The organism is Mesorhizobium sp. B264B1B (assembly GCF_020165765.1).
Taxonomy (GTDB): Bacteria; Pseudomonadota; Alphaproteobacteria; order Rhizobiales; family Rhizobiaceae; genus Mesorhizobium.
Genome location: NZ_JAIUIS010000019.1, coordinates 80,144 through 101,923 on the forward strand (window position 1 = coordinate 80,144; position 21,780 = coordinate 101,923).

Annotated in this window: 19 protein-coding genes and 2 pseudogenes; 13 read left to right on the forward strand and 8 right to left on the reverse strand. The window is 63.5% G+C overall.

Annotated features, from left to right (window positions below; translation table 11 throughout):
* Positions 1-17 precede the first annotated feature (17 nt).
* The 6 genes from LB547_RS28660 (at position 18) to LB547_RS28685 (ending at position 5,345) form a co-directional block, all read left to right on the forward strand.
* On the forward strand, positions 18-1,022 hold the full coding sequence (locus tag LB547_RS28660) for an ABC transporter permease (protein ID WP_140500161.1): 1,005 nt from the start codon (positions 18-20) through the stop codon (positions 1,020-1,022).
* A 2-nt stretch (positions 1,023-1,024) separates the two neighbouring features.
* A complete protein-coding gene (locus LB547_RS28665) occupies positions 1,025-1,801 on the forward strand; it encodes an ATP-binding cassette domain-containing protein (protein WP_140499887.1) in 777 nt (258 codons plus the stop codon).
* 4 nt (positions 1,802-1,805) lie between these two features.
* Positions 1,806-2,987 carry an aldose 1-epimerase family protein gene (locus tag LB547_RS28670; protein WP_140499885.1) on the forward strand — a complete coding sequence of 394 codons (1,182 nt, stop codon included), beginning with the start codon at positions 1,806-1,808 and terminating at the stop codon, positions 2,985-2,987.
* An 85-nt stretch (positions 2,988-3,072) separates the two neighbouring features.
* Positions 3,073-4,155 (forward strand): fatty acid desaturase family protein, encoded by a 1,083-nt coding sequence (locus LB547_RS28675; RefSeq protein WP_140500160.1) that lies wholly within the window; start codon positions 3,073-3,075, stop codon positions 4,153-4,155.
* 28 nt (positions 4,156-4,183) lie between these two features.
* Complete coding sequence (locus tag LB547_RS28680; RefSeq protein ID WP_140515869.1) at positions 4,184-4,495, forward strand: MocE family 2Fe-2S type ferredoxin; 312 nt, start codon at positions 4,184-4,186, stop codon at positions 4,493-4,495.
* A gap of 49 nt (positions 4,496-4,544) precedes the next feature.
* Positions 4,545-5,345, forward strand: coding sequence for a 3-methyl-2-oxobutanoate hydroxymethyltransferase (locus tag LB547_RS28685; protein ID WP_140557936.1), 801 nt, complete (start codon positions 4,545-4,547; stop codon positions 5,343-5,345).
* Here the strand turns inward: LB547_RS28685 and LB547_RS28690 are convergent.
* Positions 5,310-5,741 (reverse strand): annotated as a pseudogene (locus tag LB547_RS28690) (aromatic amino acid lyase); the annotation flags it as partial. The gene LB547_RS28685 and the pseudogene LB547_RS28690 sit on opposite strands and share 36 nt — an antisense overlap.
* A pseudogene (locus LB547_RS28695) lies at positions 5,740-6,357 on the reverse strand (ornithine cyclodeaminase family protein); the annotation flags it as partial. The pseudogenes LB547_RS28695 and LB547_RS28690, both read right to left, overlap by 2 nt.
* A 126-nt stretch (positions 6,358-6,483) precedes the next feature.
* On the opposite strand from LB547_RS28695, the gene LB547_RS28700 reads away from it, so the two are divergent.
* From LB547_RS28700 to LB547_RS28730, 7 genes are all read left to right on the forward strand, one after another.
* The gene (locus LB547_RS28700) at positions 6,484-7,917 is read left to right on the forward strand and encodes a DHA2 family efflux MFS transporter permease subunit (protein ID WP_140499879.1); all 1,434 of its coding nucleotides are present in this window, start codon (positions 6,484-6,486) and stop codon (positions 7,915-7,917) included.
* Positions 7,918-8,188: 271 nt separating this feature from the next.
* Positions 8,189-9,175: an ABC transporter permease gene (locus LB547_RS28705; protein WP_140499878.1), complete on the forward strand. Its 987-nt coding sequence runs from the start codon at positions 8,189-8,191 to the stop codon at positions 9,173-9,175.
* A 118-nt stretch (positions 9,176-9,293) separates the two neighbouring features.
* Positions 9,294-10,319 (forward strand): sugar ABC transporter substrate-binding protein, encoded by a 1,026-nt coding sequence (locus LB547_RS28710; RefSeq protein ID WP_140567564.1) that lies wholly within the window; start codon positions 9,294-9,296, stop codon positions 10,317-10,319.
* 260 nt (positions 10,320-10,579) lie between these two features.
* Complete coding sequence (locus tag LB547_RS28715; protein ID WP_140651072.1) at positions 10,580-12,703, forward strand: ABC transporter permease; 2,124 nt, start codon at positions 10,580-10,582, stop codon at positions 12,701-12,703.
* Positions 12,700-13,749, forward strand: coding sequence for a hypothetical protein (locus tag LB547_RS28720; protein WP_140759872.1), 1,050 nt, complete (start codon positions 12,700-12,702; stop codon positions 13,747-13,749). The genes LB547_RS28715 and LB547_RS28720 overlap by 4 nt, the downstream gene beginning before the upstream one ends.
* On the forward strand, positions 13,749-15,245 hold the full coding sequence (locus LB547_RS28725) for a sugar ABC transporter ATP-binding protein (RefSeq protein ID WP_140567554.1): 1,497 nt from the start codon (positions 13,749-13,751) through the stop codon (positions 15,243-15,245). Before LB547_RS28720 ends, LB547_RS28725 begins: the two co-directional genes overlap by 1 nt.
* 258 nt (positions 15,246-15,503) lie before the next feature.
* The gene (locus tag LB547_RS28730) at positions 15,504-15,911 is read left to right on the forward strand and encodes a carboxymuconolactone decarboxylase family protein (protein ID WP_140499869.1); all 408 of its coding nucleotides are present in this window, start codon (positions 15,504-15,506) and stop codon (positions 15,909-15,911) included.
* A gap of 11 nt (positions 15,912-15,922) precedes the next feature.
* On the opposite strand, the gene LB547_RS28735 is transcribed toward LB547_RS28730, so the two are convergent.
* From LB547_RS28735 to LB547_RS28755, 6 genes are all read right to left on the reverse strand, one after another.
* Positions 15,923-16,810 carry an amidohydrolase family protein gene (locus LB547_RS28735; RefSeq protein ID WP_181167664.1) on the reverse strand — a complete coding sequence of 296 codons (888 nt, stop codon included), beginning with the start codon at positions 16,808-16,810 and terminating at the stop codon, positions 15,923-15,925.
* Entirely contained in the window at positions 16,810-17,886 is a 1,077-nt protein-coding gene (locus tag LB547_RS28740) for a vWA domain-containing protein (protein ID WP_181177975.1), read from the reverse strand. The genes LB547_RS28735 and LB547_RS28740 overlap by 1 nt, the downstream gene beginning before the upstream one ends.
* 101 nt (positions 17,887-17,987) lie before the next feature.
* Positions 17,988-18,869: an AAA family ATPase gene (locus tag LB547_RS28745; RefSeq protein ID WP_140515853.1), complete on the reverse strand. Its 882-nt coding sequence runs from the start codon at positions 18,867-18,869 to the stop codon at positions 17,988-17,990.
* 8 nt (positions 18,870-18,877) lie between these two features.
* Entirely contained in the window at positions 18,878-19,882 is a 1,005-nt protein-coding gene (locus tag LB547_RS32435; RefSeq protein WP_140567550.1) for a xanthine dehydrogenase family protein molybdopterin-binding subunit, read from the reverse strand.
* A gap of 1 nt (position 19,883) precedes the next feature.
* Positions 19,884-21,251: a xanthine dehydrogenase family protein molybdopterin-binding subunit gene (locus LB547_RS32440; RefSeq protein WP_140759876.1), complete on the reverse strand. Its 1,368-nt coding sequence runs from the start codon at positions 21,249-21,251 to the stop codon at positions 19,884-19,886.
* A 10-nt stretch (positions 21,252-21,261) separates the two neighbouring features.
* Entirely contained in the window at positions 21,262-21,744 is a 483-nt protein-coding gene (locus tag LB547_RS28755) for a (2Fe-2S)-binding protein (RefSeq protein ID WP_140499861.1), read from the reverse strand.
* Positions 21,745-21,780 lie beyond the last annotated feature (36 nt).

The following is a 21,780-nucleotide window of genomic DNA, read 5'->3' on the forward strand; positions in this document are numbered from 1 at the left end:
GCATGGTTCAGAACGTCATGGCAGTCACCGCGGAAGAGGGCGCAGCAAGCGCCAGGAGCAGGTCGAGGCTGATGCGCTCGCCGCAATTTTCCTCGTTCATCATCCTCGTCGTCCTTCTCGTGGTATTCGCGATCGCGGACGGCAATTTCCTGTCGCCGCTCAACATCTCCAACATGATGGCGTTCCTGCCCGAGCTCGGCATCATCGCGCTCGGCATGACGCTGCTTCTGACGGCCGGCGAGTTCGACCTGTCGGTCGGTGCCGTATTCGGCCTGGCGCCAGTGGTCGTGATGCTTCTGGTGCAGAACGGCGGGGTGGATATCGGCGTCGCCCTTCTGGCTGGACTTTTACTGTGCATCGCGATTGGGGCGATCAATGGGGTGATCGTCACCAAGATCGGCATCTCGTCATTCCTGGTGACCCTGTCCATGCTGCTGATCGTGCGCGGCGCGGCCCTCTACATCACGCAGGGTTTCCCGCTGAAGTCGTGGGACCAGCCTGGCTTCTTCGTGACGCTGCTTGCCGGCAGCTTCAATATCGGCTCGTTCCGCTTCTACACCTCGCTGTGGTGGTTCGTCGGCCTGTCGTTGCTGGCAATCTACGTCCTGCGCTATGCCAAGCTCGGCAACTGGATCAGCGCCATCGGTTCCAACCGCAACGCGGCAGTGGCCCGCGGCGTGCCGGCGGACGCCGTCAAGATATGGCTGTTCATCGCCACCTCGGTGCTGGCCGGGCTTGCCGGCATGATCAGCGCCTTTCGTATTTCGGCCGCTTCGCCGGTGGCCGGCACAGGCTATGAGCTCGAAGTGATCGCCATGGTGGTGGTTGGCGGCACGGCGCTGACCGGCGGACGCGGCACCATCCTGGGCACCATCGTCGGCGCGCTGATGCTGCGCGCCATCCGTAACGGCATCGTGCTCGTCGGCGTGCCCGGCCTCGCCTACAACATCTTCGTCGGCGTGATCATCCTCGCCATGCTCATCCTGCATGCTTTGCTGCAGAAAAACGCGGCAAGGAGCTGACTATGATGCAAGAAGTGCTTCGGCTGCAGAACCTGCAAAAATCCTTCGGCAGCGTGCGCGCGCTGAAGAATGCCTCGCTGACGCTGAGAGAAGGCGAGATAGTGGCCCTGCTCGGCGACAATGGCGCCGGCAAATCGACGCTGATCAAGGCGATCTCCGGCGTCTTCCCGGTCGATCGCGGTGACATCTATGTGCGCGGGCAGAAGGTTTCGATCCGCTCGACGCGCGACGCGATGGATCTCGGCATCGAGACCATCCACCAGGATACGTCGCTGGCGCCGGATCTCAGTATCGCGCGCAACCTCTTCCTCGGCCGCGAACCGGTCAATTTCAAATGGTTGGGCGTGTTTGCGCCGCTCGATCTCGCCAAGCTGCGCGATGCTGCCTCCTCCCTGCTGAAGCGCGTCGGCATCTCGAAGAAACTCGACGCCGACGCGCTGGTCTCAACGCTGTCGGGCGGCGAGCGCCAGTCGATCGCCATTTCGCGGGCCATGCAGTTCGCCGCCAAGGTGATCATCCTCGACGAGCCGACCAACAATCTCGGCGTCGAGGAAACCCATGGCGTGCTGCGCTTCGTCAAGGAGATGCGTCAGGCCGGCCATTCGGTGCTGCTCATCACCCACAACATCCATCACGTGTTCGAGGTTGCCGACCGCATCATCGTCATGCGCCGCGGCGAGATCGTTGCCGAGCAGACGGTCGCCGATACCGATCTGCTGACCGTGGAAAGCATCATCACCGGCGCCGACCTGTCGGCTCTGATGAAGAGGGCGCAGTGACGGCATGGTAGAGCTTTACGGCAAGACGCTCTCGCGCCGGCAGGTCTCGGAACGCTCCGGCATGCTGTCGCAGTTCGCCGGCGTGCGGCTGATGACGCTCGGCGACGGGGTGGAGCGCGGTGTCCGCATGCTGGAGTTCCGCACCGGCTCCGGCCTGCGCTTCACCGCACTCGTCGACCGCGCGCTCGACATCGCCGATTGCGACTTCAAGGGCCAGGCGATCGGCTGGCACTCGCCGGGCGGTTTTCGCAACCCCGGTCTTCACGACTATGAGGGGGAAGGGGGGCTGGCCTGGGCGCGCTCCTTTTCCGGTTTGCTGGTCACCTGCGGCCTCGACCATATACTGGGTCGGGAAGAGGTGCCGGCCGAGAACTACAACTATCCCGGCAAGAAGACCGTGATCCATTCGCTGCATGGCCGTGTCGGCACCATCCCGGCGCGGCTGACCGGCTACGGTGAGGCGTGGGACGGCGACCGCTGCGTGCTGTGGGCCGAAGGCATCGTCCAGCAATCGGCGGTATTCGGCGAGGATCTGCATCTGATCCGGCGGATCGAGGCGGATGTCGGCGGCAACGAGATCCGGCTGTCCGACCGCGTCGTGAACCATGGCTTCAATCGCACGCCGCATATGTATTTCTACCATGTGAATGTCAGTCATCCCCTGCTTGACGAGGGCTCACGCTACCTCGCGCCAATCCGCGACGTGGTGTGGGCCGGCCATGCCGGCGAGCGCTATGAGGCGCAGAAGGTCGGCTACCGCACCGTGCCGGAACCGCGAATGGGGTTCAGCGAACAGGTCTGGCAGCATGAAATGGACGCCGATGGAAAGGGCGAGGTACCAGTGGCGGTGGTCAACGACCGGCTCGGCCTCGGCTTCGAAATGGTGACGCGGAAAGACCAGCTGCCTTGCGCCTATCAATGGCAGAATTTCCAGGCCGGACACTATGCGCTGGGCATCGAGCCATCGACGCATCATGTGCTCGGCGATCTCGCCGCGCGCGAACGCGGCGAGATGATCTGGCTGGAGCATGACGAAGGCCGCGCCTACGATGCCGTGTTCCGGGTCCTGGACGGCAGGGAAGCGATCGCCGGCGCCGAAGCCAGGATTGCGGCGATCGCCCGCCAGCCCGAACAGGATTATCCTCGGCCTTCCGGCAATTTCCGGAGACTGGCGGGCCCGGCATGAGCGCGACATGTATTCAAAGCAAGCCCTCCGGCCGGCGGACCGGATTGCGAGCGGTGCGAGAAGTTTGGAGGCCCGTGTGAAGACGATGGCAAAAAAGCGGGATTACAGCCTGGTCGGTGAAAGCACCAGAGCCGCGATCGAGACCGGCCTGGCCTCCGCCGAATGGTACCACACCGATGTCCCCCGCAAGGTGATGAAGGAGCTGATGCAGCGTTCCGACGGGCCGGCGATCCGCGACACCATCATCTGGATTGTTGCGATCCTGGCCTCGGCCGCCGGCATCATATGGTTCTGGGGCTCATGGTGGGTGGTGCCGTTCCTATTCATCTACGGCGTGCTCTACGGCTCGTCTAGCGACTCGCGCTGGCACGAATGCGGCCATGGCACGGCCTTCCGCACGCGCTGGATGAACGATGTCGTGTACCACATCGCCTCCTTCATGCTGATGCGCAATCCAGTGCAGTGGCGCTGGAGCCATGCCCGCCACCACACCGACACCATCATCGTCGGCCGCGATGCCGAGATCGCCGTCATGCGGCCGCCGGACCTGTTGAAGGCGGCGTTGGCCTTCACCGGCATCCTCGATTTCCGCTACTCGCTGCCGACGCTCGTGCGCCAGGCGTTCGGCAAGCTGTCCGACGAGGAAAAGAGCTATGTTCCGGAAATGGAATGGGCAAAGGCCGTGACGGCCGCGCGGTGGCATGTTGCCGTGTACATTGCGACGATCGCTGTCGCGGTCGTCCTCAGGTCATGGATACCGGTGGTGCTGATTGGGTTGCCGCGCCTCTACGGCACCTGGCACATGGTGACCACCGGCCTGCTGCAGCATATCGGGCTGGCCGACAATGTCGTCGACCACCGGCTCAACACGCGCACCGTCTACATGAACCCGATCAGCCGGTTCATCTACTGGAACATGAACTATCATGTGGAGCACCACATGTTCCCGATGGTGCCCTATCATGCGCTGCCCAGGCTGCATGAGCTGATCAAGCACGACCTGCCCGTGCCGAACCCGTCGATGTGGCATGCCTATCGCGAGGTCTGGCCGGTCCTGCTCAGGCAGCTGAAATACGAGGACTACTACCTCAAGCGCGAGCTGCCGCCGACGGCCAGGCCCTATCGCGGCGAATTCCATGAGTTCGACATGTCGGCGGCGGCTGAATAAGGATCGCGAATGCTTGCGGGAGACAGAGATGGTCGATTGGATTGAAGCGTGTGCGGTGGACGATGTCGAGGAAGAGGATGTCATCCGCTTCGACCACGGTGGCCGAACCTTCGCGATCTATCGCTCCCCGGACAATGAATTCTTCGCCACCGACGGTTTCTGCACGCATGAGAAGGCACATCTCGCCGACGGGCTGGTGATGGACGACATCATCGAATGTCCCAAGCACAATGGCCGCTTCAACTATAAGACCGGCCAGGCCAAGGGCGCGCCGGTCTGCGTCAATCTTGCGACCTATCCGGTGAAGATCGAAGCTGGCAAGGTGATGATCGAGATCTGAAGCGCGGCACACCGATCCGGCACCGCGGCAAGCAAAAGAGGAACGTTTAATGAGCCGAAAGAGACCGACCGTCGCCGACCTGCGCGCCATGAAAGGCAAGCGTCAGCTGACCATGCTGCGCGTGCTGACCCTGGACGAAGCGGAAGCTGCCGAGCGGGCAGGGGTCGATATCGTCTCCGTGCCGCCGGAACTCGTGCTCAACCCGCAATACCGCGATGCGGCACCGAGCCTGTTCACCATGCCGGGAGACAATTTCTACGAAATCGGCACATCGGATGATTTCCTGCGTTGGGCTTTCCGGCTCTACAAGGCCGGCGCCGACGCGGTCTATTGCAGCGCGGGCTACGCCACCATCAAGCGCATGGCGGACGATGCCATCCCCGTCATCGGCCATGTCGGCCTCATTCCATCCCGCGCGACGTGGACCGGCGGCTTCAAGGCGGTAGGCAAGACCGCCGGCGCCGCCATGCAGGTGTTCGAAGCGGTGAAACAGCTCGAGGCCGCCGGCGCCATCGGCGCCGAAATCGAAGTGGTGCCGGTCGAGGTCGCCAAGGCGATCTCCGAGCGTACCTCGCTGATCATGCTGTCGATGGGCGCGGGCACCGGTTGCGACGCGCAATATCTGTTCGCCGAAGATATCCTCGGGCAGAATCGGGGCCACATGCCACGACACTCCAAGGTCTATCGCAACTTCGCCGCTGAATATGATCGGTTGCAGGCGGAGCGGGTGGCTGCATTCTCCGAATATGTCGCCGACGTCAACAGCGGCGTCTATCCCGAGGACAGGCATGTGGTGCACATGGACCCGGCCGAGCTACGCCTGTTCCTGGACAAGGTCGGTCGGGGCTAAGGTCGGCTGCCATCTGTCGCTGGCAAGCGCTGTATGCAGCGCTTCGGCTTCGATGCCGAGCGGCCGATCCTCCTTCAGCGCCGGCACCAGCGCGCGTATCGCCGTATGGATAGCGGCTATGCGCGGCGCCAGCGTCTGCCCGTCGCGCAGGTCGACGGCCTGGGCGGCCGCCATCAGTTCGAAGGCGATCAACCGGCGCCACAGTGCGATCATGGCGGCGCATTTCGAAACGGCCAGAGGCGTTTGCGTGGCATGGTCCTCGAGGTCCTAGGAGACGGGCAGGAAATCGAGCATCACCGGATTGGCCTTGTGGCGGATGGCGGCCAGGATCGATGTTACCGCCTTCTGCAGCGGCACGAAGCCGGCCGATGCGCCGCCGACCGGCGACAGGTATTTCGACCGCGCTCATCGTGCCGTAGGGCAGGACCAGCGCGCCACGCTTGATCCACTCGGTCTTCAGCAGCGGCTGCGGTTCCGGCAGCCGCGAGGCCTCGACGACGATGTCGGCGCCCTCGACGCAACTTTGCCAATCGGCCACCGCCTTGACCGGCTTGCCGAGATCGGTGGAGAGCCTGGCGGCAAAGCCGTCGCGGCTTTCCGGCCGGCGCGAATGGACACGGATCTCGTCGAAGTCGAAGAGGTGGTCGAGCAGCCGCACGTTCCAGTAGGCCGTGCCGCGCGCGCCGATATGGGCAAGCACCTTCGAATTCCTGCGCGCCAGATGCCTGGCGCCGATCGCGGTGACGGCGCCGGTGCGCATGTCGGTGATAACGGTGGCGTCTAGGATGGCGCGCGGCGCGCCGGTGCGCGGATCGAACAGATTGAGGATGCCGAATTCGGAGGGCAGGCCGTGCAGGTAGTTATCGACATAGTCGCCAACGATCTTCACGCCCGCCGCATCGAGCGGCGCCACGTAGCCGCGCAAGACATTGAAATGGCCGTGGAAAGAGGGATCAGGCTCTAGATGAACGCGCGGCTCGATCACCGTCTGGCCGTTGCCTTGTGCCACCAGGCCGGTCTTCATGCGTGCGCGTTCCTCGGCCGCCCCGTTCATCCATAACAGGCCGCGCCGCGACACGAAAGTTTGTTGGCCCTTGCCTGGACGTCGCCGGCCAAATGCTGTTCAAAGCGGTCCGTCATGACTGCCATCCCCGAGACTGAAGTTTTAGCCGACCCAGCCAGCAGTTCGCGGCGTGTGGCGCTGATCGTCGCCATTGCCTTCTTCATGCAGCTCTTGGATTCGACGATCATCTCGACGTCGCTGCCGCAGATGGGCGCCTCCTTCGGCGTGCCGGCGGTGGCGATGAGCATCGGCATCACCATCTATATGCTGACCATGGCGGTGTTCGTGCCGCTGTCGGGCTGGCTCGCCGACCGGTTCGGCGCGCGCAACATCTTCCTGATGGCGATCGCACTGTTCACGCTGGCTTCGCTCGCCTGCGGCTTCTCCGAGAATCTCACCGAGTTCGTCGCGGCGCGCGCCGCGCAAGGGCTGGGCAGCGCATTGATGACGCCGGTCGGCCGCATCCTGGTGCTGCGCAACGCGTCAAAATCGGAACTGCTCAACGCAACCGCGCTCATCACCTGGCCGGCGCTGTTCGCGCCTGTCGTTGGTCCGGTGCTTGGCGGTTTCATCACCACCTATCTCTCCTGGCACTGGAATTTCTTCATCAACATCCCGCTTGGGCTGATCGGGCTGGCGCTGGTCGCCCGCTTCATCCCCGGTGACCGTGAAGCCGATCCCAAGCCACTCGACTGGCCGGGTTTCTTCCTGACATCGGCGGGACTTGCTTGCCTTCTCTGCGGCCTCGAGCGTATCGCGCATCCCGACGACGGCGTGCTGCCGACGGTGCTGCTGGTCGCGGCAGGGATCGTCATCGGCTGGTTGGCGGTGCGGCATCTCCGGCGCGCGCCCCATCCGCTGCTCGACCTGTCCTCGTTCAAGGTGCTGACCTTCGCCATCTCGACGCTTGCGGCCGGCACCATATTCCGCGTCGCGATCAACGCCACGCCGTTCCTGCTGCCGCTTTTGTTCCAGGTCGGCTTTGGCATGAGTCCGGTCGATGCCGGCATGATGATCCTGGCCTATTTCCTCGGCAATCTCGGGATGAAGACGGTGACGACGCCGATGCTGCGCCACTTCGGCTTTCGTTCGGTGATGGTCGTCAACGGCGTCATTGCGTCCGCATCGATCATGGCCTGCGCGGCGATCTCGCCGCAGACGCCGCAGGCGCTCGTGGTGGGGCTGATGCTGATCGCCGGCCTGTCGCGTTCCATGCAGTTCACGGCGCTGAACACGCTGGCCTTCGCCGATGTCGCCGCGGCGCAGCGCAGCTCGGCGGCGACGCTGTCCTCGATGCTGCAGCAGGTGGCAATGCTGTTCGGTGTGGCGATAGCTGCGGCGATCCTCAACCTGTCGCAGATCACCAGGGCCCAGCCGGCGCTGGACCTCGTCGATTTTCGAGTCACCTTTCTGGTGATCGGCGTTATCGGGCTGGTGGCGTCGTTCCGTTTCCTGGTGTTGCCGAGGACCGCCGGCGCCGAGGTTTCCGGCCACATGGCCGGGAACTGAAATCGAATTTTCCCATCCACCGCAGGGTTAAATTCCATCTTCGCCTTGCGCCTTGGTGTCGTGCTTGCGCAAGACGCAGGGATGGCGCAAACAATTGCCAAAAGTGCTGAAGTTTCCGGGCATTGCGCCAGCATCAGCAATCAATGCGTCCACATCGCGAGTCTCGTCGGCAGTCCGTGTTTTGAACGCGGATTCATTTGACGAACCGACGTTGAGCCGATTAGCTTTCTTCCCAGGGGCGGCCGCGCGGCCGCCGGGGTGAAGACAGACAATGAACGCGATCGGTCGGCCGAGTTTCAAGAGCCTGAACCAGGAAGGTATTGTCTTTGCCATAGCGGTGATGCTGTTCATTGCCGCGGCCATAGGCCTGCCGGGCTTCATCGCTCCGAACAATCTCGTTGCCATCGTTCGTTCGGTCTCGGTACTGGGCATATTGGCATTGGGCATGGCGGTCGTCATCATTGGCCGTGGCATCGACCTCTCGGCGGTGGCGATCATGGCGATGTCGGTCGCCTGGTATCTGCAATTGATGAATTCAGGAACGCCTGACGGGCTCGCCTTCGCCTATGTGCTGGCCGGCGTGCTCGCCATCGGCCTGCTCAACGGCTTTCTCGTCGCTTACGCCGACGTGCCGGCGATCTTCGTGACGCTTGCCACCGGCTCCTTCGTCTTCGGCTATGTGCGCTCGCAACTGATCACGCAGGATGCGGTTCCGGTGCCGCAGGGCCATTGGGTGGAACTGCTTGGCGGCCTGCGCTTCCTCGACATTCCCATCGAGGTGTTCGTCTTCGCTGCACTGGCTTTCCTGTTCTTCCTGTTCCTGCGCTACACCAAATGGGGCCGCTACATCTATTTCGCCGGCGATAATCCGGTCGCCGCGCGCAACATCGGTATTCCAGTGCGGCCGATGCTGGTGCTGCGCTATGTGCTTTCCGCCTTCGTGGCGCTGATCGCCGGCCTGCTGACAGCGGCCAGCCTGCATTCGATCAACACCCGCGTCGTCAACTCGACGCTGCTCTACGACATCGTGCTGGTGGCGGTGATCGGGGGCATCGGGCTTTCGGGCGGACGAGGCGGGGTGCGAAACGTGCTGGTCGGAGCGGCGCTGATCGGCATCCTGCTCAATGCGATGACCATCATCGACATTCCGCTGCTCTACCAAAACCTGATCAAGGCGGCGATCCTGCTCGGTGCCATCATCGTCGACGGCATCATCAATCCGCGTGACGAACAGACGGCGCAGCAGGGCGACATCTAGAGCATGATCCCGAAAAGTGGGAACTTTTCGGAAAAGATCATGCTCAAACAGGAAGACTAAACCAAAGCGGACGGTTGGGGCCGGCCGTAAATAACAACGACCAACCAGAGGATGTGACATGAAACTGATCAAAACATTGATGGCCGCCGCGGCGGCGCTTGCGGTCACCGCGTTCGTGGCGCCGAGCTTCGCTGCCGACGATCCGGGCCCCGCTGCCTATGCGCAGGCACTCAAGAGCAAACGCGTCATGCTGGTGCCGCTGGCGATGGGCTTCGACCTGGCGCAGGGCTGGGCGCACTATCTGAAGACCGAAGTCGAGGCCTGGGGCGGCACGTTCGAGACGCGCGATCCGAACTGGGTCGTCGATGCCGGCGCGCAGGCGATCACCGATGCCATCTCCTCCGACACCAGGCCTGACGTGCTGATCATCCACGCGCCCGACCTCAATTCCTACTCCAAGCTGATGAAGAAGGCGCAGGCAGCCGGCACCTACGTGATCCTGGTCGACAATCCCGCCAATTTCCCGGCCGATGCCTTTGTCGGCAGCGATTGGGACCGGCTCGGCCAACTCGAGGCGGAAGCCGCGATCAAGGGCTGCGGCGAGAACTCGTCCAAAAAGATCGGCCTTGTGCAGGGCGATCAAGCGAACTCCTCCAGCCTTTATCAGTACGCCGGCATCATGAAGGTACTGGAAAAGCATCCCGAGTTTCAGGTCGTGGCCAAGCCCGACTCCAACTGGGATGCGACCACCTCGCGCAATGTCACGACGACGATGCTGCAGCAGAACCCCGACATCTGCTCGATCATCGACTTCTGGGATGGTGATGCTACTGGCGCGTCGGCCGCGATCCGTGATGCCAAGCTCGAGGGCAAGGTTTTCCTGGTCACCACCGGAGGCGGCGAAAAGGCGGCCGACTGCGACAAGCTGCAGGACGGCACTTATGGCGCGGTTGTCATGACCGACCTTGCCCGGCAGTCGGGGGACATGAACGCCATCATAAAGTTCCTGCTGCAGAGCGGCCAGCCGGCCGGCACGTCGCACACCTACATCTACACGCTGGAGAAGGCGACGACCAAGGCCGACCTCAAGCCCGACAGCTGCTGGGACCTGAAGGCGCTGCAAGCGGAAGCTGCGGCGAAGTAGGTCGCGAGTTTACGCCTGATATCAACATGGCGGCCGGGTTGTACGTGGACAATCTCCAACCTCGGCGCTGCCCCTCACCTTACCCTCTCTTCGTGAAAACGGGGAGAGGGGGGTGTCGACGCTGGAGCCTATCCCTTCTCCCCGTTCTTCACGGGGAGAAGGTGCCGGCAGGCGGATGAGGGGCAGCGGCGAAGTTGAGAATTGCTCCGGAGCGATTACCCGGCCACCTTTTTCTCTTCTCTCGCAATAGCAGTGACCTGATGTCCTTTCGCGAACGCCTCCAGGCCTGGCGCTACAATCTCGTGCCCGACCATCTGGTCGGCGAGATACTGACCAAGCGCTGGACCGACAATGCCATTCCCTTCCTGGCACTGGTGGCAACACTCGGCGTGTTCGGTTCGATCATTCCGGGCTTCTTCAAACTGACCTCGCTGCAGGAATCGACCCGCCAGCTCGGTGAATTCTCGATGGTCGTCACCGGCATGACGGTGGTGATGCTTGGCGGCGGCATCGACCTGTCGGTCGGCTCGATCTTTGCGCTGTCCTGCTTTTCGGCCGTCTATGTCTTCTTCATCCTCGAACAGTCGATCTGGCTGGCGCTGGCCGCTTCGCTTGCCGCCGGCCTCGTCTTCGGCGCCGTCAACGGCTATCTCGTCGGATACCTCAGGCTGCGCGCCTTCCTCACCACGCTGGTGACCTTCATTTTCGGGCGGGCGCTGTTCGACATCCTGGTCACCACCTATGCCGCCGATGTGCAGCTGTCCCAAGCCACCTCCGATGTGCTCGACTTCATCGGCGACGGCACCTTCTGGGGCCTGTCGGTCTCGGTGTGGTTGGCCATTATCCTCGCCATCGTCACTCATATCGCGCTGACGCGCTCGCGGCCCGGCTGGCATGTGCTGGCGGTTGGCGGCTCCCGGCGCTCTGCCCACAATGCCGGCATCCGTGTGCGCCGCACCGTGTTCATGACTTATGTCTTCTCAGGCTTCTGCGCCTCGATCGGCGGCTTCCTCATAGCTTGCCGGCTGAGCGGAGCAGGGCCGGGCACCGGCCTCAACCTCGAGATCATGGCGCTGACCGCGGCGGTGGTCGGCGGTGTCAGCCTCGGAGGCGGGCGCGGCTCGGTGATCAAGGGGCTGATGGGCGCCATCATCGTTTTGACCATGACCAACGGCCTGATCAGGCTGGGCTACGGCACCGGCACCAACCAGATGGTGCTGGGCATCATGCTGGCGGTGGCGGTGACGATCGACATCCGCTGGCTGAAGAACCGCCACAAGGTGCTGAACGAGGTCTATGTCGCGCCGGTCTATCTCAGGATGGGCGAGACGCAGTCGGCGGCGCCCGGCTCCGGCACATCCTACGAACTCGACGACAGGCTGTCGGGCGCCGACCATATCGGGCTCGGCGAACTGGAAGGACCGGAAGATGTCATTCTCGACCGTGACGACCACCTCTATTGCGGCACGCGCCATGGCGAGATCGTCCGCTTCTTCGCGCCGGGCTATGTGAAGTCGGAAGTGTTCGCTCATATCGGCGGCTTTCCGCTCGGCCTTGCCTTCGACAAATCAGGCAATCTGATCAGTTGTGTCGGCGCCATGGGGCTCTATTCCGTCTCGCCCGATCGTGAGGTCAAACGCCTGTCGGCCGAAACGTCGCGCTCCTGGACATCGGTCGTCGACGACGCACGGCTGCGCGATCCCAACGACTGCGACATAGCACCGGACGGCCGCATCTATTTCACCGACTCGACCAAGCGCTATGACGCGCATGACTGGGCGCTGGATTCGATCGAGAACCGCGCCACCGGCCGTCTTCTGGTCTATGACCCGAAGGACGGATCGACCAGGACGCTGCTCGACGGCTACCGCTACACCAACGGCGTGTGCATGGCGCATGACGGCAAGTCGCTGTTCTTCGCCGAGAGCTGGGCCTGCCGCGTGCATCGCTACTGGCTGGAAGGGCCGAAGGCCGGCACCGCCGAATGCGTCATCCGGGACATGCCGGGCTACCCCGACAACATCAACCGCGCTTCCGACGGCAATTACTGGATGGCGTGGCTCGGCATGCGCACCCCGAGTTTTGATCTCTCGCTGCGCCACCCCGACATGCGCAAGCGCATGACACGCCGGCTGCCGCAGGACGAATGGCTGTTCCCCAACATCAACACCGGCGGCGTGGTGAAATTCACGGAGAAGGGCGACATCGTCGAGGCGTTGGGCGACCTTACCGGCAGCGCGCATCCGATGGTCACCTCGATGCGCGAGCACAAGGGATATCTCTTCGTCGGCGGCATCCTCAACAACCGCATCGGCCGCTACAAGATTGCTGGCGCCGACCCGAATTGGACCAGCCCGGCTTCCTATTGGGGAGCAAAGCGATGATCCTCGATCCCATCCTGGATTTATTTCGCGGCAAGGCGGTGACGATCCCGCCGCTGGATGGCGCTTTCCGACCCAACACGCAGCTTGACGATGCGCCGGCGTTTGCCGAACTGACCGAGCCGGACAATCTGCTGATCTCTGGCGACAAGCTGCTCGCTTCCAGCGGCAACGCCGTCTATTCGATTGCCGCCGGTACCGCGCCCAAGTTGGTCGAGACCTTTGCGTCCACCGTTACCGCGCTGGCGTTCTCGCCATCGGGTGAGCTGACGGTCGGATTGGAAAGCGGCAGGCTCCTGGTCGGCGGTAGGGATGTTTCGCTACCGGCTGGTGTCAGCTGCATCACCGCGCTCGCCTATCCCGGTGACGGCGCTCTGTGGCTGGCCAATGGTTCGGCCGAATTCGCACCATCACAATGGGCGGCCGACCTGATGAAGAAAGGCACGTCCGGATCGCTTTGGAAGCAGGATGCGGCAGGCGGGACCTTCCGCAAGGTGGCCGGCGCCATCGCCTTTCCCTATGGGCTCCATCCCATCGGCAGGGATGTGCTGGTGAGCGAGAGCTGGCGCCATCAGCTCATCCGCTTCGAGGCGGCAAGCGGCAGCCGCTCAACGGTGTTGACCCATCTGCCCGGCTATCCCGCGCGGCTGTCGCCGGCAGCCGATGGCGGCGCCTGGCTGACCCTGTTTGCGCCGCGCAACCGGCTGATCGAATTCGTGCTGCAGGAGACGCATTACCGTCAGGACATGATCGAGCAGGTGCCGCCGGCCTATTGGATCGCACCGGCTCTGGCCTCAAGCCGCAGCTTCCTCGAACCGCTGCAATGCGGCGGCATCCGCACGATGGGCATCCACAAGCCCTGGTCGCCGAGCCGCTCCTACGGTCTGGTGGTCAGGCTCGACCAGAAGATGCAGCCTCGGTTCAGCCTGCACAGCCGCGCCAACGGCATACGTCACGGCATTTGCAGCGTGGTTGAAAAAGATGGCGAACTGTTCGTCGCCTCGAAGGGCGGCGACTGCGTGTTGGCTGTCGATGCCGGGGGGTTTTGATGGAACCAATCGTGCGCCTGGAGAATGTCACCAAAAATTATCGCGGCGTGCCCGCGGTCAAGAATGTCAGCTTCGAATTGCGCAAGGGCGAGATCCACGCGCTGCTCGGCGAAAACGGCGCCGGCAAGTCGACGCTGACCAAGATCATCGCCGGAGTGGTCGACGCCAGTTCGGGCAAGATGTTCCACAAGGGACGCGAGATCGCTTACGCCTCGCCGCATGCGGCGCTCGAGGCGGGCATCGCAATGGTGTTCCAGGAGACCAGCCTGGTGCCGTCGATGACGGTGGCGCAGAACCTCTATCTCGGCACCGAGAAATTCCTCAACCGGCTGCGCGGCACCTACATTTCGGCGCAGCAGTTCCTGCAGTCGCTGAATTTTCCGGTCGACCCGAACGCCATGGTGGCGACGCTTGGCGCGGCCAAGCGCCAGATGGTCGAGATCGCGCGCGCCGTGCACCACAATGCCGAGATCATTATCTTCGACGAGCCGACCGCGACGTTGACGCCGGAGGAGAAGCGGCACTTCTTCGCGCTGATTCGGCGGCTCAAGGCGCGCGGCGTCTCCATCGTCTTCATCAGCCATGCGTTGGAGGAGGCGCTGCTGATTGCCGACCGCATCACCATCCTGCGCGATGGCGAGTTGGTCATCACCGACGACACGTCGGCCTTCGATCGCGACCGGATCGTTGCCGCCATGGTCGGGCGCACGCTATCGGGGCAGATCTATCGCCAGCGCGACGAGGCCAAGCTGCGCAAGGCGGGCAAGAAAGTGCTGTCGGTGCAGGATATCTCAATGAGCAATGTCGTGCGCAACAATTCGTTCTCGATCTTCGAAGGCCAGATCACCGGCGTCTTCGGGCTGATCGGCTCCGGCCGCACCGAGACGTTCAAGATCGTGTCCGGCATTTACAAACGCGATTTCCTGCGCGGCGGGGCGATCGAGCTGGACGACAGGCCGGTGCGCTATCTCGTGCCGAGCGAAGCGGTGGCCGACGGCATCGTCTACGTCACGGAGGACCGCAAGAGCGAAGGTATTTTCGAGACGATGGGCATTGCCGAGAACCTGTTCGGCGGGCTGCTGGCGGCCGGCCGCGAAAAAGGCTGGGTGATCAATCAGCAGGAGATGCGCGCGCTCTCCGCCGAATGGACCAAGACGCTGAACATCAGGGCGATCAACGACAATGCGCGCGTGGTCGAGCTTTCCGGCGGCAACCAGCAGAAGGTGGTGATCGGCAAGGGGCTGGTGCAGAAGCCGCGCGTCGTCATCTTCGATGAGCCGACGCGCGGCGTCGATGTCGGCGCCATCGCCGAGATCCACCAGATCATCAACCGGCTGGCCGACCAGGGTCTGGCCGTCGTCGTCATCTCGTCCTACCTGCCGGAGATCATGAACCTGTCCGACCGGATCCTGGTCTGCCGCCAGGGCCGTATCGTCGAGGAGTTTTCGCCGGCCGAGGCGACGGAGGAGAAGATTATGTATGCGGCGGTGCATTAGAGAGTGTGTCGGTATTCAGGTGAGGCCGGCCTGCAAACGCCGACTTCCTGCGCTTCCGGCGCTCACGTACTTCAAGTACGCTCCGCTCCGGTTCTCGGAACCCGTCGTTTTCGACTCGGCCTGACCTGAATCTCGACACACCCTCGCGGTGCTGTTTGCGTCGCAAAAGGCGAATAGGCGAATGAAGTGAATGGATTGGCGGCGGCTGTTCAGCGTCCGATTCAAACGTTCGGCATTGAAAAAACGAAAGGAAACACCATGGCCACCACCAGACTCCTGAGCGATGCCGAGGTGGAGAAAATCCCGGCCTTAAAGGCGGTGTTCGACGACATCCGCGCGACGCGCAAATCCGATTTCGTCAATAATTTCTGGCGCGGGCTGGCCAATGATCCTGCGGCGCTGAAGCGTATCTGGGAACAGCTCAAGGCGGTGATGGTTGCAGACAGTGCGATCGATCCGTTGACCAAGGAGATGATCTACATCGCGGTGTCGACCGCCAATGGCTGCTCCTATTGCGTCCATTCGCACACCGCGGCGGCGCGCGCCAAGGGCATGACAGACGCACAGCATGGCGAACTGGTGTCGATCATCGGGTTGGCGGGACAGACCAACCATCTGGTGACGGCAATGCAGATCCCGGTCGATCCACAGTTCGAGGTGAAGTGAGGAAAGACGCGCTACACCGGCCTGTAAACCTTCTCCGCCGCGTTCCAGAAAATGTCGGCTTCCGCCGCCGTGCCATGCTTCTCCACCGCATCGCGGTGCGCCTTGATCAGTTCGGCGTGGCCGGTCCAGAGCTTCTCGATCGGGAAGTTCGAGCCGAACATCAGATGGTCGCTGCCAAGAATATCGATCGCATTGTCGATGATGTAGGCGATCAGCGCCGGGTCGTTGCGGTGAACGAAGGTGCCGAGGCCAGACAGCTTGGCGTAGAGATTGGGCGCCGCCGACAGTGTGCGCAGGCCGGCCTTCCAGGCTTCGGTGGTTTCCGGTTCCATGCCGGTCAGCATGCCGGCGTGGGTCAGGATGAAATTCGTCTCCGGGTTTTCGCCGACCAGCGTCAGCCCGTCCTTCATCTGGGCGGGGAAGAGCTGCAGGTCGAAGGACAGGCCGTAATCCTTCAGCCGCGCGACGTTGGCGCGGACCTTGGGGTCGATCACCTGGTCGGCCGAGGCGGCGAAGCGGAAGGCCGGGATCTCGTGCCAGTGCAGTTGCATGCGCACGCCGCGCAGCAGCCTGTATTTCATCAACCGGTCGATCTGCGGCCTGACATCGTCCACCGTCATGTCGGCATAGCCGACGATGGCGTGCGGCCAGCCGGTCTCGTCAGCGGTCTTCTGCAGGAAGGCGACCTCCTTCTCGAAATCCTCCTTGGCCCAATTGGTCTGGACATAGACGGCTTTTTCGACGCCCGAACCTTTTTGGTCGGCCAAAAATTCATCGATCGGATAGTCGCGGCGGATCGGTTCGTAAGGGCCGAAGATGCGCGGCACCATCGGGCCGACCAGCCATGGTTGGTCCTTCTGGCGCCAGATGTGGAAATGCGCGTCGATGGCTTTCTGCATCACGATACCCTTTTCCAGATGGTCGCGGCCGCCGGGGCGGGGCGTGCGAGCGACAGGATGAAATCGGTGAGGCCGGCCAGCGACGAGCCGTCGACCAGATCGTCGAGGTCGGGCAGGATGGCGCGCAGCGCCGCTGTCGCCGGCTGGAAGCGCGGATCGCCGGCCAGCGGGGTCGCCAGCGACAGCCGGAAGGCGCGGGCGCTAAGCCTGCGCATGGCAATCTCCAGTTCGGCATGGTCGCCGCGCTCCAGCGCGTCGGAGAGAATGACGACCGCGGCGCCGCGCGTGAACGACGAAAAGCGCGGCACCGAGAGGAATGCCAGCAGGGTCGGTCCCATGCGGGTGCCGCCATCCCAATCGTTGACCTGGGCCGCCGCGCGCGCCAGCGCCTGATCGCGGTCGCGGATACGCAATGCCGAGGTGATGCGGGTGAGCCGCGTGCCGAAGGTAAAGATCTCGGCGCGGTCCGCGCCCTGGACGGCGGCATGCGCCAGCTTGAGATAGTCGGCGGTGTGCAGCTTCATCGAGCCGGAGACATCGATCAAGAGCAGCAGTTTGCGCGGCACGGTCTGGCGGCGGCGCAGCAGCGGCGAGGGGACATCGCCATCTGCGCCGACGATTTCCCTGAGCGAGCGGCGCAGGTCGAGCTTGCCGCGCGAATGGGTACGCACGGTGCGGAAGGAACATCGGGCGGGCAGGGCCGATGACAGCTTTCGGCGAAACGCGGTCAGACTGTCGTCGTCGCGCTGGAAGTCGCGCGAGCTCAACTGCTCCAGGGCGGAAGACAACTCGCCGCCTTCCTGTTTCTGCTCGGCCTCGATCCGTTCGTCGTCGGCACCGCCATCATCCTTGATGCGCGTTTCCTCGTCTGCATCGCCTTCGATCACAGCTGACGCGTTGCCATAGAAATGGCTCTGGAAATGCGCTTCGAATTCGTCGCGGCGGTCAGGCGGCGGCGCTAGTGTGGCCAGGGCCGCCTCACGGATGTCCGCCATCGAGCGCGGCCCCAGCAGGGTCACGGCCTGCATGAAACGGGAGACTTGTTCCGGGGCAATAGCGAAGCCGTAGCGGCGCAGCAGGCGAGCGAAGCTGAGCAAGGGCGTTGCGGCGCGGGGGAGATGTCCGGCAGGACAGAGGGGGGCGCTGTCCCGCCCGCGTTGCTGAATGACGTCGCGGCTCACGCCAGCACCTCGTCGACGATCCGGCCGAGCTCGGGCGCGATGTAGGACAGATCCTCCTCGTCCTTGATCAGCACGCCGATGGCGCGGCGGAAGGCTTCCGGCCATGGACTGCCGCCTTTTTCGAGAATGGTCGCGGCATTGGCCCATTCGACCGCCTCGGCGATGCCGGGCGGTTTGGCGAGTGGACGCGCGCGGATGGTCTGCACGGCTGTGGCCACGGCGCGTGCCGTTGCCTCTGCGACATCGCCGGCGCGCAGCATGATGATGGCCGCCTCACGCTCGGCATCGGGATAGCCAATCCAGTGATAGACGCAACGCCGCCGGAGCGCTTCGGCGAGTTCGCGGGTGCGGTTGGAGGTCAGGATGACGATCGGCTGTGCGGTGGCGCGGATGGTGCCGCGCTCGGGAATGCTGATCTGGAAGTCGGAAAGAAACTCCAACAGCAGCGCCTCGAATTCGTGGTCGGAACGGTCGATCTCGTCGACCAGCAGGATGCGCTGCTCCGGCGCCTTCAGGACCTGCAGCAGCGGGCGGGCGATCAGAAAGCGGTCGTCGTAGATATCGACTTCTTGCTCGCCGGCATGGCGGATGGCGAGCAGCTGGCGCTGGTAGTTCCACTCATAGAGCGCATGCGCGGCGTCTATGCCTTCATAGCATTGCAACCGCACCAGATCGCGGCCGAGCAGCCCGGCGATTGCCTTGGCCGCTTCCGTCTTGCCGACGCCCGGAGCGCCTTCGAGCAGCAGCGGCTTGCCCAGCCGGATCGCCAGGAAGATGGCCGTCGCCAGGCTTTCATCAGCCAGATAATGCGAGGCAGCGAGGCGCTCGGCGACCGCTTCTGGCGAAGTCGCGACCGTTTCGGCGTTTACCTCGGGCATGTCGGTCCTCAGGTCGTCGCTTGCGCCTTGAGCGCACGCAAAATGCGTTCCGGCGTGATCGGTAGCGTGTCGATGCGCACGCCGACAGCGTCGAAAACGGCATTGGCGACCGCCGGAATCTGTGGATTGGCGCACATTTCGCCGGGCCCCTTGGCGCCGTAAGGACCATCTGCCGAGGGCCGCTCCAGCACGATGACCTCGGTTTCGGCCAGATCGCCGGGACCTGGCATCAGATACTGATTGAAGTCGGTGCCGCCGTGGTCACGGCTGGGATAATAGGGCTCGGTCGTTTCGTAGAGCGCGTGGCTGATGCCCATCCAGGAGCCGCCGACCAGCTGCTGCTCGACCATTTTGGGGTTCAGCGCACGGCCGATCTCGAAGACGTTCTTCACTGTCAGCACCGTCACCTCGCCAGTCTCGTCATCGACCTCGACCTCGGCCACCGTGCAGGCATGCGCGTAGCAGGTCGATGGCTTCATCGCGCCGGTCTCCTTCTCCGGATAGGAGCGCGGGATGAGGAACATGCCGCGTCCCGAGATCGAGCGGCCGCGCTTGAAATGCGCCGACAGAGCGACGTCGAAGATCGAGATCGATTTCTGCGGCGCCCCTTTCACCAGGATGTTGCCCTGGCCGTCGGTCTCGAGGTCGGAGGCGTTCACCTCCAATTCCTCCGCCGCCACTTCCAGCATCACCTGGCGGGCTTCCCTCGCCGCCTGGATGACGGCGTTGCCGGCGCGGTGCGTGCCGCGCGAGGCGAAAGTGCCCATGCAGTGCGGGCCGGTGTCGGTATCGGCGGTGTCGACGACGACGCGGTCGGTCGGCACGCCGATTGTCTCGGCGCAGATCTGCGCCATGATCTGCTTCATGCCCTGGCCGAGATCGACCGATGATAGGGTCACCATGAAATTGCCGGTTGGGGTCGAATGCACCAGCGCCTGGGTGGGATCGCCGCCAAGGTTCATGCCCGTGGGATAATTGATCGCGGCAACGCCGCGTCCACGCCTGATCGCCATTTCAAGCTCCCTTCGCGTAGGAGGACATTGCCATGTATTTCTCAGCCACGGGCCAGTTGGCCGCGCGCGAGGCCTCCTGCATGCACTCTATGAGAGCCGCCCCTTCGGTCGGCTGGCGATGCGCCTTCATATCGCCGTCGCGATAGGCGTTGATGAAGCGGAATTCGAGCGGATCCATGCCGATCAGCCGCGCCAGCTTGTCCATCTGCACCTCCAGCGCGAAGTCACCGATGGTGACGCCGAAGCCGCGCATGGCGGAGGAGGGGGTGCGGTTGGTGTAGACGCAGTACGTGTCGATCCAGACATTGGGGATGGTGTAGGGGCCGGGATAGTGCCCCGCGCCCTTCTGGGCGCCATAGGGCGAATGGCGGGAGTAGGCGCCGGCGTCGGTGTAGCCGGTGACTTTGCGCGCGACGATGCGGCCGTCCTTCATCACGCCGTCCTTGATGACGACCTTTTCGGCCGCGCGAGGTGACGAGATCTGCATCTCCTCCTCGCGGCTGTAGGTAAAACAGACCGGTCGCCCTGTTAGCTTGGCGCCGAGGATCGCGATCGGTTCGACGATGACATCGACCTTGCCGCCAAAGCCGCCGCCGACCGTGCCGCCGACGAAATGCAGCTTGCTGCCCGGCATCTGCAAAATGATCGACGTGTTGTCGAGGGTGAAGAACATCGCCTGCGTGTTGGTATAGCAGGTGAAGCGGTCATTGCCCTCCGGTGCCACGATACAGCCGGTGGTCTCGGTCGGCGCATGCTCTATCGGCGAGGACTGGTAGCTTTGTTCGAGGACGTAGTCGGCCTCGGCAAAGCCCGCCTCGACATCGCCGAAGCGCACCTTGCGGCACTCGCCGCTGTCATAGAGATAGTAGTTCTGGCCGTGATACTCGTTGACGAGAGGCGCGCCGGGCTTCAGCGCTTCCTCCATGTCGAAGACGGCCGGCAGCACCTCGTAGTCGACCTTGACCTTGGCCGCCGCTTCCTGGGCGGCGCGCTCGGTCTCGGCCAGCACCGCCACCACGGCCTCGCCCTTCCAGCGCACCTTGCCGTCGGCCAGAACCGTCTCGTCCTCCGGCCCGATCTGGATCAGGATCAGGATGGTGTAGACATTGTGCGGGACGTCCGTGGCGGTGAGAATTTTCACCACGCCCGGATGTTTTTCCGCTTCGGACGTATCGATCGATCGGATGCGGGCATGATGGTGCGGGCTGCGCACCATCTTCAGATGCAGCATGCCGGGAAAGTTGCGGTCGGCGAAATAGGCGGTTTTGCCGGTGACATGGCCGGGCGAATCCGAGCGGGGCCTCGGCTGGCCGATCTCGTTGAGGTCATCCTTGCGGACGTCCGAAAAATAGCTTTTGCGCAGTTCCATCTTGCTTCCCTCAGGCCGCGTTCTGCGAGTTGGCGCGAGCGGCGGTGAGCACCGCCTGGATGATAGGCTCGTAGCCTGTACAGCGGCATATGTTGCCCGACAGCGCTTCGACGACATCGTCGCGGCTGGGATCGGGCGTGTGGTCGAGCAACACCTTGGCCGCCATGAGCATGCCCGGCGTGCAGAAGCCGCATTGGGTGGCGAAGGCGTCGAGAAAGGCGCGCTGCAGCGGATGCAGGACGCCGCCTTCGGCAAGACCCGATGTGGTGGTGATGGCAGCGCCGTTGCAGGTTTCGGCGAGCGTCAGACAGGACAGCCGGAGCTCACCGTCGACGATCACCGAGCAGGCGCCACAGGTGCCTTGATGGCAGCCGCCCTTCGGCGAAGTGTCGCCGATCTTGTCGCGCAAGGCGTTGAGCAGCGTGGTGCCGCTTTCGACGAATTCGGCCTTCTCAGAACCGTTGAGCGTGAACTGGACGGGAACCTTTGCCATTCTTCCTCCTTGCGCGCCTGCCCCGCAGGGCAAGCG